Below are 12,595 nucleotides of genomic sequence, written 5' to 3' on the forward strand. Positions count from 1 at the left end.
CAAGGTTAGGCAGGGTCTTTTTTAGGTGCAAATTGTTAGCAAATTTTGCAATAGCCATAAAAAAGCCAGCATATGCTGGCTTGGTGTCGTGGAAAAGTGCAATTGTGCACAAGTTATTAGGCAGCAGACGCCTTTTTGTTTGGTCGTCTACGCGCCGCTTTACCAGCGAGTAGGTCGGCGGGATCAAAGTCATCAACGTTGATCACATCCAAACGTTGCTGCTCGACATCGCGCAATTGATGGGCTTCTTGCTCACTGAGCACGCCTTCATCAAGGCCCATTTGTGCAACCTTATCAAGCTGAGTGAAAGGCAGCTTTTTGCCCGTCGCGCGGCATACCTTATCGAACAGCGGCTCCACAGCAAGAATGTTGCGTAGTGTCTGCTCTTGTTTACCGAGTAGACTGTGTGGGCCATCGGTTAAGAAGATATGCTGTGACAAGCGTTCACGAGTCTCGTTAGGCGTTTGCAGTAGCTGGGCAATAACATGCTCTTGCTTATCAGTTGGCTTGCGCACTGGGCGGCCCCAAGGGAACAAAATAACCTTAAGCACACCGCGCAAAAACACTGAGGGCATGTTATTGATTAAATCAGCCAGCGCACGCTGACAGCGATACAAGTATTCCTGACAGGCCCATTTAACTAATGGCAAATCTTCTTTGCGGCGGCCTTCGTCGTTGTAGCGTTTCAAAGTCGCTGATACTAAGTACAGGTAACTTAGCATATCACCAAGGCGTGCAGAGATGCGCTCTTTGCGTTTTAGTGAGCCACCAAACACCGCCATACAAATATCAGACATCAGCGCCAAAGAGGCACTGAAACGCGCCGCATCGCGATAAAACTCTGTGGTTTCATCTTTATAAGGCACGCTGGTAAAACGCGCTCCGGTTAATGCTAGCCACTTCGTACGTACCAAGTTAGAAATGGTGTAGCCGATATGGCCCATTAGAGCATTGTCGAATACATCCAAAGCTTCGTTGCTGTCTTCGATGCTACAGGCATTCAGCTCGGTTAACACAAACGGGTGACAGCGAATCGCGCCTTGACCGTAAATAATCATGTTACGAGTGAGGATGTTGGCGCCTTCTACGGTGATCGCAATAGGGGCACCTTGATAACCTCGGCCAAGGTAGTTATTTGGCCCTAGGCAAATGCCCTTACCACCATGAACATCCATAGCATGCATGGTGGACTCACGCATTTGCTCGGTCAGGTGATATTTCAAAATGGCTGAAATGACAGATGGCTTTTCACCTAAATCAACCGCGCCGGTAGACATACTGACCGCAGCATCACTGGCATAGGCGTAACCGCCCAGTTTCGCCATGGCTTCTTCAACACCTTCCATTTTGCCAATGGGTAGGCGGAATTGGCGGCGAATACGGCTGTAAGCACCGGTGGCAACAGCAAGCGATTTAATGCCGCCCGTTGAATTTGACGGTAGGGTAATAGCACGACCAACCGACAAACACTCAACCAGCATACGCCAGCCTTGACCAGCCATTTTTGGACCACCAATGATGTAGTCTAATGGCACGAAAACGTCTTCGCCTTGGGTTGGGCCATTTTGGAACGGCACATTCAAAGGGAAGTGGCGACGGCCAATTTTAACGCCTTCCATATCGGTTGGAATAAGCGCACAGGTAATGCCGAGCTCTTTTTCATCGCCCAGCAAGCCGTCTGGATCACGTAGCTTAAAAGCAAGACCAAGCACTGTCGCAACCGGTGCAAGTGTAATGTAGCGCTTGTTCCAAGTTAAGCGAATACCAGTCACTTCTTCGCCGTTAAATTCACCCTTACAGACCACACCAAAATCAGGAATGGCACTGGCATCAGAACCCGCTTCGGGTGAGGTCAGTGCGAAGCATGGGATCTCATCACCTTTAGCCAAACGAGGGAGGTAATGGTCTTTTTGCTCTTTCGTTCCATAGTGCTGGAGCAGCTCGCCCGGGCCTAATGAGTTAGGGACACCGACAATTGACGATAACAAGGTCGACTTACTAGTGAGCTTTTGCAGCACACATGATTGGGCGTATGCTGAGAACTCTAAACCACCAAATTCTTTTTTGATGATCATGGCGAAGAACTTATTGTCCTTCAGATATTGCCAAACCTCTTCCGGTAAATCGGTAAGCTCGTGGGTTGCTTCCCAATCGCTAAACATACCGCACACTTCTTCCACGGGTCCATCAAGGAAAGCCTGCTCTTCAGCGCTCAGCTTTGGAATGGGGTACTGATGTAGTTTATTCCAGTTAGGACGACCACAAAAAAGATCCGCTTCCCACCATGTAGTACCAGCATCAATGGCTGACTTTTCGGTATCTGACATCGTCGGAGTGACTTTTTTGAAAGCCGCAAAAAGAGGTTTTACGAGGTATTGCTGTCGAACTGTCGTTACAGACAGAGGCACGGCAATAACTAAAAAGATAAGCCAGCTAATGATACCGAAACCACCGGCAATGGTGCCGACAATCATTGTTGCAACGGCAAGACCGAGGCAGGTATTAAAACTGGCGCGATGGTAACTGGCGTAAGACAGCACCACAATAAGCGCAAGTATAAAAAAAAGAAGTGTCATAATCTGATTCCTTGTTAGAGGTCTGACCACTAGCAGCTAGATTAGCGTTACTCAATTAGGGTTGCAAGCCCTCTTGGACTAATTATAGGGTGCTTGCACCTTTTATCACTGACAAATTTTAGTCGATGATAACAAAGGTGATAGGCTCTACTCGTTTTATGCTCAATCTAGTACGTACAAACGGTAATAATGGCGTAAGTCTGATCATTTTAAAATGGGCTGTGCACCTTGCCTTCTCGTTATTTATTCAATAATCAAGTGGTAAGAGTGCAGCCAGATAAGCAGGGGAAAGTTTGAATTTGGCTCTGGCTTTTAACCCCTTGGCGTTTTTGTGAAATAATAGCAGTATAGAAAGCTGGCGAATAACCCCTTACTACTAGTTGCACAGCTTGAATACCAAAACATGCTTGTTCTTAAGCTAGTTTATCTTTGATTTTATTGGGAAGTGTTAAATGTGTGAGTTGCTTGGCATGTCTGCCAACGTACCAACAGATATTTGTTTTAGTTTTACCGGCTTGTTAGAGCGTGGCGGAAATACGGGCCCGCACAAAGATGGATGGGGGATCACGTTTTATGAGGGTAAAGGGTGTCGCTCATTTAAAGACCCATTGCCGAGTAGCGAGTCGGAAATAGCCAAACTGGTGCGTGCGTATCCCATAAAAAGTAAGTCGGTGATCAGTCATATTCGTCAAGCGAATCGTGGACGAACTTGCTTGGAAAACACCCATCCGTTTACTCGCGAGTTGTGGGGTAAGGAGATAACCTACGCGCACAATGGTCAGCTCTCAGACTACAGTGATTTAAAGCCCTCTTACTATCGTCCTGTTGGTAATACCGACAGTGAGCTGGCGTTTTGCTGGTTGCTCGACAAAATTCGTGAAAAGTACCCCACAAAACCCAGCAATATGGCGAGTGTTTTTCGTTACGCAGCCAAACTGGCGCACCAACTAAGAGAAAAAGGCGTATTTAATATGCTGCTAACCGATGGTGTGTTTGTACTGGCGTATTGTACTAACAATTTGCACTGGATCACTCGCCGTGCACCTTTTGGTAAAGCCACGCTAATCGATGCTGATATGGTGGTTAACTTTCAACAGGAAACCACACCTGATGACATAGTGACGGTCATCGCAACGCGGCCATTAACCAATGATGAGCGTTGGCAAAAAATGCAACCTGGCGAGTTCGTCTTGTTTAAGTTGGGCGAGAAAATTTAGCGACGTACTTGTTTAAATAATGTGAACAAATAAAAAGCCATCTATACTCGGTGCACGCGTTGCCCTAACTTTTGGGCCTAAAAGATTAAAACCAGCGAGTAGAGTAGGATGGCTTTACCTTATATTCATTACCCTTCAAACCCCATCGCCAAACCGCCGTGTGGCATGAAAGATGTGCGCATGTTCGGCTTTTTCTTAGCGGGCTGTGAGCAAAAAATGCAGCACTTTGTTGATACCACGTTGAATTCAATCGACTCCTCACCTTACTTTTTTAAAGTACTGGGCTCATCGCCGTTACTAAGCTTTACTGATATCACCCGCATCGCTTCGTTGCAGGCGCCCTTTAGTGAGTATGGCTGGATGCAAGAGACTGATATCATCATCTGGTTGCCGGTCGTCAAACAAGCAAAGGGTGATGACCGCGCTTTGCATCTATATTGGTTTCCTGCCTTTATTTGTGTAAATAACATTAATGCTTTGATTAATGGCCGCGAGATTTGGGGTTATAACAAATATTTATGTCGCTACAGCATGCCCGAGAATAAGCAGGCAAACAGTGACTTTTCGCTGCAACTAGAAACCTTTCAACCTTACCACCCAAACACGCAAATGGCCTGGCATGAGCTATTACGGGTTCGTAGAGTGGATGATAATGACAATTGGCTAAGCGAAGCGTATGAGACGACTAAAGAAATAGCCGAGTTGTTGTCGCAAGGAGCGCAAGGGGCGCACCTGAGCAAAGAGCTCATCAAACAGTTGTTAGGCGGGGTTACACACCCTTATTTAGACCAAATTTTGTTTAAACAATGCCCGGATGGAATGGCCCAAAACAGTCTTTACAGCGCCGTGCTGCACTCGCCCTCAACCATCAATGCGATTCATGAGGTGGGGTTATTAGAAGGGGAGTATGAGGTTGATATTCGCCATCTTGATGCGTTTCCACTGCAGCAACTCTTTGGTATCGATACAGGTAAGCAATGGGCGCGGCTGCCTTATTACGTCAATATGGACTTTGAGCAGGCTGGAGCAAAGGTAATTGTGGAGCAAGGCTATGTCTGAGCAGCAAAAAATCGCGATTCTTGGTGGTGGCGTCAGTGCTATGACCGCTGCTGTGTATTTAACGGAAAAAGCCAATTGGCAACAACAGTTTGATATAACCGTGTACCAGCAAGGCTGGCGTTTGGGCGGCAAAGGTGCCAGTGGTCGCAACGCAAATATGGGCCAACGTATTGAGGAGCATGGCTTACATGTTTGGTTTGGCGCCTATGTAAATTCGTTCCGCACCATAGAGCGAGTTTATCAAGCACTGGATAGACCTGCGACTCACCCTATGGCAACGTGGCAACAGGCATTTAAACCCCATGATGTTATCGCCTTACAAGAGCATATTAACGGCCAATGGCAGCCTTGGGCCATTGAATTTCCACGAATCGAGGGGAACCCTAGTGCGGGCACTTTGGATTTACACTTTTGGCAAATTGCTCGGCTTTTGGTCGCCTGGCTAGAGAAGTTTGTCGACGATATAGAGCATGAGCTGGCACATAAACCTGTACTCACCACTCGGAAGCGGCGTGATCAGCATCTTTTAGCCAGCATTATGGAGCAAGTGCAAAGTACCTTCAGCAGTATCACTCTGGAGGTAAGTCAGTTTTACACCGAGCTACGCCAAGATGCGCAGCAGGTTGTTTCTAACCCTAGGTTATTATTAGAGCAGCTCAGTGCTTTACTCAATTTGCGTGTTAACGACGAAAGTTTTAGTCACAAGTCGGATCGTTTGGGAACTTGGTATATTGTCCGTAAGCTTAAGCGCTGGCTTCGTGAAGAAGTTCGTGAATTACTCGATGACAATGCGAAGCTGCGTCAAGCCTATATTTGCGCCGATTTAGCGATTGCCATGTTGGTTGGTTTAATACGCGACAAAATTCATGAGCGTGGCTTTGCCAGTATTAATGACCGTGATTTACGCCAGTGGCTTAGCGGTAATGGTGCAGACCCACACTTTAGCGTTGATAGTGCTCCAGTAAGAGGGTTTTACGATTTAGTGTTTGGCTACCAAGATGGCGATTTTAGCAAACCGAATGTGGAGGCGGGGGTTGCAGCCTTGGCTATCCTACGAATTCTGCTGTGTTACCGTGGCGGCGTAATGTGGAAGATGCAAGCGGGAATGGGCGATGTTATTTTTGCGCCCATCTACGAGCTATTAAAGCAGCGCGGCGTGAAATTTGCCTTTTTTCATCAGGTGCAGCAATTGTATCCCGATAGTAGCGGGCGCTTTGTGCAAAAGATTGAGCTGTGCAAGCAAGTTGATCTTAAACACCCAGATTATCATCCTTTAGTGGATATCCACGGCTTACCTTGCTGGCCAAGCGAGCCGTTATATACACAAATTAACGCAGACCAAGCGCAACTATTAAAGACCCACAACATAAACCTTGAGTCACATTGGAGTGACTGGGAGGCGGTGTATGAGCGTCATTTTTCTGCACCGCTTGAGCGCATTACCCTAGAGCGCGCAGTGGACTTTGATCATGTGATATGTGGTGTATCAGTGGCAAGCATGGAGCATATAGCGCCAGCGCTTTTAGCAACAGACACTCGGTTAGCGACGAGTGTTAAGGAGCTTGGCACCGTGGCTACCCAAGCAATGCAGCTGTGGCTAAATAAAGACGACCGGCAGCTAGGTTGGCAAGCATCGACAAAACCGCCTATCCTCAGTGCGTTTTCCAAGCCCTTCGACACCTGGGCCGCGATGGCACATCTTTTACCTTGGGAACAGTGGCCAGAGGATAATCAACCAGTTAATGTCGCGTATTTTTGCAGCGCGTATACGTGCGCTGATTTCCCTCCCGCGAGCGACACGGGCTTTGTGCAGCAGCAATTGCAAAACGTGAAAAACAATTGCCTCGACAAACTCAAGCACAGCATGCATTATTTGTGGCCAGAAGCTGGCGATAGTGAAGGCTTTCAATGGCATACTTTGTATGCTCCTGCGAGCGCACAGGATGAGCAACGTTTTGATTATCAGTATTGGCGCGTAAACCTCGACCCCAGCGAGCGCTATGTGCTGTCATTAACTGGCACGAGTCAGTACCGTTTGCATACGCAAGAAACCGACTTTAGCAACCTCTACATTACTGGAGATTGGATTAGCACCGGCGTTAATGCCGGTTGTGTAGAGGCGGCGGTGATGGCTGGCATGCAAACAGCACGGGCGCTATCCGGCGTGCCAACCCATATTAGTGGTGAGCGCGGCTTTTTACCTTGGTAACACGCTACTGTTATGACGAGGTTTCTTCTATACTAAGATCAATAATTAAATTAATGCGTTATAAAAAAATGACTTGGCAACTTAAGCGGACTCTGCTGTGTATACCTTTTGCTTGTACGACGGTCGCACAGGCTCAACAAACTTCAGCTGATGAGCAGATGGAAGTGATCGAAGTGTACGCGCAAAAACGGGCTCAGCAAGCCAGTGAAGTCGGTGTATCGATTACCTATATCGGCGAGCAACAGCTCACGGATGCGGCTATCAAAGATACCACCGAGTTAGGACGGTTCTCGGCAAATGTGAAAATATCGCAAAATGCCGCCGAAGGTACACCGCCGGCCATTAATATTCGTGGTGTCGGGCTGATTGATTACAATACCGCTAATACTTCCCCGGTCGGTTTGTATGTTGATGGGGTAAACAGCGGCTCTGCCAGCCATCAAATTGCTAATCTATACGATATACAGCAAGTGGAGGTTCTTAAAGGGCCACAAGGTACGCTTTTTGGCCGTAACACCACCGGGGGGGCAATTTTAGTACGCACTGCACGCCCTGAGTTCGATAACTACGGCTACGTCAAAGGCGCTATTGGCAGTGATGATTGGCGTCAAGCGCAGCTGGTGGGGAATATGCAGCTGTCCGAACAGCAAGCTTTGCGAGTAGCGTTAAATCATCAGAAATATGATTACACTAGTTACAACCTAGCCCAAGCCTACCCCGAAGCCGGCCTTGAGCAAAATGACGCCCGGGTTAGTTATTTAGGGCAGTGGCAACAGCTCAATTGGTTCACTAAAGTTGAGTACAGTCGCTGGCAGGGGCTGACACAGCCTGTCGGAAACATTGGAATTATATCTCCCAGCGATGGCTCACCTTGTACATTGGCTCAAATTAACCAAGGTGGGTGTGTTGACGCATTTGGTTTTAATGATGGCAGCGATGACTTCTGGGCGGTGAAGGTAAACAACAACAATGCCCATGAAACTACCCGTTGGGGACTCACTAATGAGTTAGGTTGGCAAGTGAACACTCACTGGCAAGCGCTCTGGTTACTGGGAGTGAGCGACCTTGAGCGCGACCATGGTTTTAATTGCGATGGCTCGCTCGCGCGGTTGTGCGAAGGAAACCTCGGGTTGCAGACACGCAGCTTGAGCAACGAACTAAGACTGCAAGGACACTATCAGCAGCATCATATTACCTTGGGTGCATATCAGTTATCCGAGCAAATAGAGCAGTTAAATAACAATGATTTGCTGCGTGACTTTCGCGGCATCTTAGACCCGAGCCTGACGGCTAATTTTTTATACGATAACGAGATAGACACTCGCTCTTGGGCACTGTTTGCTCATGCCCAATGGCAGTTATCGCCGCGTTGGGCATTGGTAACTGGGGTACGCTACAGCGATGAAACTGTCGAGTATGATTCGGTCTCCACACTCAATGTGCCGATTGCCGCAGACCCTCAAGGCGGCATCACCATTGATTATTACCAAGTCAGTGGACAGCAAGATGATGACGGCGTTTCTACGGAGCTGGCGCTGCACTACACTGATAGCCGTGATAACCTTTATTATTATCGTTATTCAGACGGCCACAAGAGCGGGGGCTACAATGGCGGTTTCTTATCTACGCCAGAGCAGGCGCAACAGGCTAACTACGGACCAGAGCAGCTTAGTGCCCATGAGATAGGGTTTAAAACGCCATTAATGCGCTCAGGCTTTGGTTTTGATGGGGCTATTTTTTACTATCAGTACGACGACCAACAAGTCTTCATGAATCAAGCATCAGCTAACCCACAGCAACCGCCTTTGCAACTGTTGGAAAATGTCGCTAGTTCGCGTATTAGCGGAGCGGAGCTGGCAATGCACTATCGCCCTAAAGGGCCCTGGCGTGCACACTTAGCACTTGGTTATATCCCTAATGCAGAGTTTGAGCAATATACAGATCCCCTAGGCAACACCTTGACGGACCATAGGTTGCCATTTACCTCTAAGTGGAATATCAATGGCGCACTGGCTTACTCGTGGGCATGGACCAACGTCGATATGAGGGCGGGGGTGTCATTTGATTTCCAATCAGATTATTATTTTGATCAAAACGAAAACCCTATTGCGTCTCAAGGCGATTATACACTGTGGGATGCGCATATTGTGGCCGATTACCAGCAATGGCAAGCAAGGTTATGGGCAAAAAATGTGTTTGATACACACTACAGCCATTTAAAGTTCGATCTCAGCGAGTTTTTAGGAATGTATGAAGACTTCAAGGGCGAAGGCCGGCGTGTAGGTTTGGACGTAACCTTCCATTTTTAAGATAGATCCTTGAGGTTGTTGTGACGAGGCACTTAATACAGGTATTGATGGGGTTACTGTTGCTGATAAGTGCCCAGACACATTCGGCGAGTTTGCAGCACGTGGTGGTAACACAGAATTCCATGGATTTTGACGCGCCACCCCATTACTACCGCATCAGCGAAACAGCTCAATTACCGACATCAAAAAAACAGTTACTTAGCTGGCTGGAACAGCAGCCTAAAGTAGAGCGTCCGCAGTTATTTGGTGGGCGTTACGTTAGCGTCTACAAGGTCACGAATCAGTCTTCGCAGCAGCAATGGGTTTATGCCCCTTACAATAGCGTGGTATCTGTCATTAATACGCAGGTATTTACGCAATCAGGAAGCACGCTTTATCAAAGCGGTGAGCGCGGTCAGTATGAGTTTGCTTTTCACTATGGGAAAACACTCACCCTGCCGCTAGATGAGTCGGTAATTATCGTGACCGAGTTTCATAGCGCGGCATTTTATACCCCGCCAAAGATAAAGCTATCTACGTCGGGTGACTATCAGCAGCAAGCCATTTGGGAAAACCTCATCATGATGCTGTGTTTCAGTGTGGGTATTGTGCTGGGGCTCTACAACTTATTGATTTACCTAGGCTCGAAAGACAAGACCCATCTTTATTATGCATTTTTTACTGCCGCCTGGGTGTTTGCTTGGAGTCACTTCTTTCATATTCCGAGCCAGCTTTTTGCCATCGACTTGACCGCTCTGCACTGGTTTGGCTTTATTCTAACACCATTGGCTAATACCCTATTTTACATCCACCTGCTCAAGCTTAATGAGACCCACCCACGGTTTGCCCGAGGAGCGTTAATCTTCTCATGGGTGTCGTTAATTGGTTTGCCAATAAGTGTGCTCTCCCCCGGAGCTGGGTTTATCTGGGCCACATTTGCGACCGCGATAGCGCTGTGTTTAGGGCTTTACATTGGTATTAGACGAATAATGCAAGGCTACAAACCAGCCCGTTATTTTGTGTTGGCTTACATGTGTATGGCGCTACCAAATATGGTGGGCAACTTAACTAATCTTGGGTTATTGCCTTCGGTCAATATTAATTTGTATCACCTTGGTTTAATCGGTACAGCGTTGGATGCGTTGTTACTCGCTTTTGCGGTGGCCGACAAGTTTAGACTGATTAATGATGCCAATGTTGAATTAACTAAAAATCTTGAAGCAAAAGTGCAAGAGCGTACGGGGGAGTTGCAGGCGTTAACGGTTGAGCTACGGGATGCCAGCGAAGCAAAAACTCGCTTTTTGGCGAACATGAGCCATGAGATCCGCACTCCTATGACATCTATCATTGGTTACGCCGAAGGGCTGTTATTAGGGGATGTAAAAGCGAATGAGCAAAGCCAAGCGACTCATGTGATCGCACAAAACGCCCGCCATGTGCTTGGGTTACTCAATGATATTCTCGACATGTCGAAAATAGAAGCCAACCGTCTTGAGGTCGAAAGCGCGAAAACGCACTTATTTAGCGCCATAGGCCAAGTGGAGTCTATTCTTGGTAAGCAAATTCGCGATAAAGGTTTGGGATTTTCGTTGCATTACCACTTTCCATTGCCGGACTATATCTACACCGACGCCACTCGGTTGCGACAAATATTGTTAAATTTAACCGCCAACGCCTTAAAATTTACCAGTGTTGGCAGCATTAATATTGATGTTGCAGCAAAGGATGAGCGCCTTATTATCACCGTAAAAGACACCGGTATTGGCATGAGTGAGCAAGAACAGTTTCAGCTATTTGAAGCCTTCTATCAGGCGGACTCTTCCACTTCACGTAAATATGGTGGCACTGGGTTGGGCCTAAATATATCAAAGAGCTTGGCGCGCAAACTCGGTGGCGACATTGACGTGCAGAGTATTCAGGGGCAGGGCACCGCTTTTACTGTCGATTTGGCGCTTAAAACAACCGAGCAAACGCAGTGGTTAGAGAGCTACAGCAAAGCGCTCAATGCGGATGAGCATAGTGAGGATTGTATCGCTCAAAGTGAGCTGCATGGTCATGTACTGTTGGCAGAGGATAACCGTGATAATGCTAAATTGCTGCAGCGTATATTGGAGCGCATGGGATTGCAGGTGACTTGGGTCGAAAACGGGCAGTTAGCTGTCACTCAGGCGTTGGAAAGAGACTTCGACCTAGTGTTGATGGATATCCAAATGCCCATTATGGATGGCGAGCAAGCACTGTCGTTTTTGCAAGCGACGGGATGCACCACGCCGGTGATAGCACTCACGGCGAATACCATGAGCCATGAAATTGAGCGATATTTAAAGCTTGGATTTGCGGATCACCTTGGCAAACCCATCGACAGAGAACAGTTTGCTAAAAAGATTGCCCACTATCTCGCACTGCCGGAGCAATTTGTTGATATTGATTTACCTGAGTCGGATATGCAGGCTCTTCGCGATGACTATGTATCAGGATTGGCTGAGCAGCGGGTGCAGCTAGAAAACCAATCCAGATATGGGGACCTGATCGGGCTTGGTAAGTCGGTTCATGCCCTTAAAGGAAGCGCTGCAATGTTTGGTTTCGAGCAGCTTCAAGCGTTAGCGGAGCAAGCGGATAAGATATTAAAAAGTGAGCACCCAGAACAGGCTATGGAATTAATTGATGGCCTCATCGCAGAGCTGGCTAAGCTTGAGCACGATGCGCTTAAGCGCGACCCGAACTTATGTTAATGGGTCGCTTTTTCAAGGTAAAGCAAGCGAGGACGGGTGGCGCAGTTTAGATTAAACGACTCAGTCTGATTGTAATCGCCTTTGCATATCTTGGCGCACAATTTCCAGTGCCGCGAGCGCGGTACTTGGTTCAATGTCGTTTTGTTCCAACAGCATGATTAGGTCTACGGCTAATTTTACTTCTTCTGGTGCGTTATCGAGATTGTTCTCGGGTTTGGGCATGACTTCCTCGCTTTGCGATTAGGCTTAAGGCTACTTTTATGGCGGCCTCAACCTTCTCCTGCATTTGCTCAGCTTCAGCTGTGGATAGGTAAAATGCCATGTCAACATCAAAGCGAATATAGCGGGGTGGAAGTTGATTGAGCACCGTACAACATAGGTCCGCTAGTGTATCGCTGTCATACATATGCTGCAATTGTTGGCGATCGATTTCCTCTAATACCAACTTTTCGTAATAATTGTGGACGTCGTCATGTAGTTTCATAACTCACTGTTTTCCCGTAACTATACCATC

General features: G+C 47.5%; 8 protein-coding genes. 5 read left to right on the plus strand and 3 right to left on the minus strand.

What is annotated here, in order from left to right:
* Positions 1-116: 116 nt before the first annotated feature.
* Positions 117-2,576 (minus strand): acyl-CoA dehydrogenase FadE, encoded by a 2,460-nt coding sequence (gene fadE / locus MHM89_RS00435; protein WP_022946719.1) that lies wholly within the window; start codon positions 2,574-2,576, stop codon positions 117-119.
* 452 nt (positions 2,577-3,028) lie between these two features.
* On the opposite strand from fadE, the gene MHM89_RS00440 reads away from it, so the two are divergent.
* The 5 genes from MHM89_RS00440 (at position 3,029) to MHM89_RS00460 (ending at position 12,081) form a co-directional block, all read left to right on the plus strand.
* Positions 3,029-3,793: a class II glutamine amidotransferase gene (locus tag MHM89_RS00440; RefSeq protein WP_022946720.1), complete on the plus strand. Its 765-nt coding sequence runs from the start codon at positions 3,029-3,031 to the stop codon at positions 3,791-3,793.
* 108 nt (positions 3,794-3,901) lie between these two features.
* Positions 3,902-4,852 carry an acetoacetate decarboxylase family protein gene (locus tag MHM89_RS00445; protein ID WP_239407812.1) on the plus strand — a complete coding sequence of 317 codons (951 nt, stop codon included), beginning with the start codon at positions 3,902-3,904 and terminating at the stop codon, positions 4,850-4,852.
* On the plus strand, positions 4,845-7,061 hold the full coding sequence (locus tag MHM89_RS00450) for an FAD-dependent oxidoreductase (protein WP_239407813.1): 2,217 nt from the start codon (positions 4,845-4,847) through the stop codon (positions 7,059-7,061). Before MHM89_RS00445 ends, MHM89_RS00450 begins: the two co-directional genes overlap by 8 nt.
* A 68-nt stretch (positions 7,062-7,129) precedes the next feature.
* Positions 7,130-9,370: a TonB-dependent receptor gene (locus tag MHM89_RS00455; protein WP_239407814.1), complete on the plus strand. Its 2,241-nt coding sequence runs from the start codon at positions 7,130-7,132 to the stop codon at positions 9,368-9,370.
* Positions 9,371-9,390: 20 nt separating this feature from the next.
* Positions 9,391-12,081, plus strand: a complete 2,691-nt coding sequence (locus MHM89_RS00460) for a 7TM diverse intracellular signaling domain-containing protein (protein ID WP_239407815.1) — start codon at positions 9,391-9,393, stop codon at positions 12,079-12,081.
* 60 nt (positions 12,082-12,141) lie between these two features.
* Here MHM89_RS00460 and rsmS read toward each other — a convergent pair whose 3' ends face one another.
* Both rsmS and MHM89_RS00470 read right to left on the minus strand, forming a co-directional pair.
* Positions 12,142-12,303, minus strand: coding sequence for a pleiotropic regulatory protein RsmS (gene rsmS / locus MHM89_RS00465; RefSeq protein ID WP_053910977.1), 162 nt, complete (start codon positions 12,301-12,303; stop codon positions 12,142-12,144).
* The gene (locus MHM89_RS00470) at positions 12,275-12,565 is read right to left on the minus strand and encodes a late competence development ComFB family protein (protein WP_053910976.1); all 291 of its coding nucleotides are present in this window, start codon (positions 12,563-12,565) and stop codon (positions 12,275-12,277) included. The genes rsmS and MHM89_RS00470 overlap by 29 nt, the downstream gene beginning before the upstream one ends.
* Positions 12,566-12,595 lie beyond the last annotated feature (30 nt).

This window comes from Pseudoalteromonas sp. CNC9-20 (assembly GCF_022347875.1).
Lineage (GTDB): Bacteria > Pseudomonadota > Gammaproteobacteria > Enterobacterales > Alteromonadaceae > Pseudoalteromonas > Pseudoalteromonas ruthenica.

Excerpts from the sequence above, each read along its gene's own strand:
- fadE (WP_022946719.1), bottom strand. The coding sequence starts at position 2,576 with ATGACACTTCTTTTTTTTATACTTGCGCTTATTGTGGTGCTGTCTTAC.
- MHM89_RS00440 (WP_022946720.1), top strand. The coding sequence starts at position 3,029 with ATGTGTGAGTTGCTTGGCATGTCTGCCAACGTACCAACAGATATTTGT.
- MHM89_RS00445 (WP_239407812.1), top strand. The coding sequence starts at position 3,902 with ATGGCTTTACCTTATATTCATTACCCTTCAAACCCCATCGCCAAACCG.
- MHM89_RS00450 (WP_239407813.1), top strand. The coding sequence starts at position 4,845 with ATGTCTGAGCAGCAAAAAATCGCGATTCTTGGTGGTGGCGTCAGTGCT.
- MHM89_RS00455 (WP_239407814.1), top strand. The coding sequence starts at position 7,130 with ATGACTTGGCAACTTAAGCGGACTCTGCTGTGTATACCTTTTGCTTGT.
- rsmS (WP_053910977.1), bottom strand. The coding sequence starts at position 12,303 with ATGCCCAAACCCGAGAACAATCTCGATAACGCACCAGAAGAAGTAAAA.
- MHM89_RS00470 (WP_053910976.1), bottom strand. The coding sequence starts at position 12,565 with ATGAAACTACATGACGACGTCCACAATTATTACGAAAAGTTGGTATTA.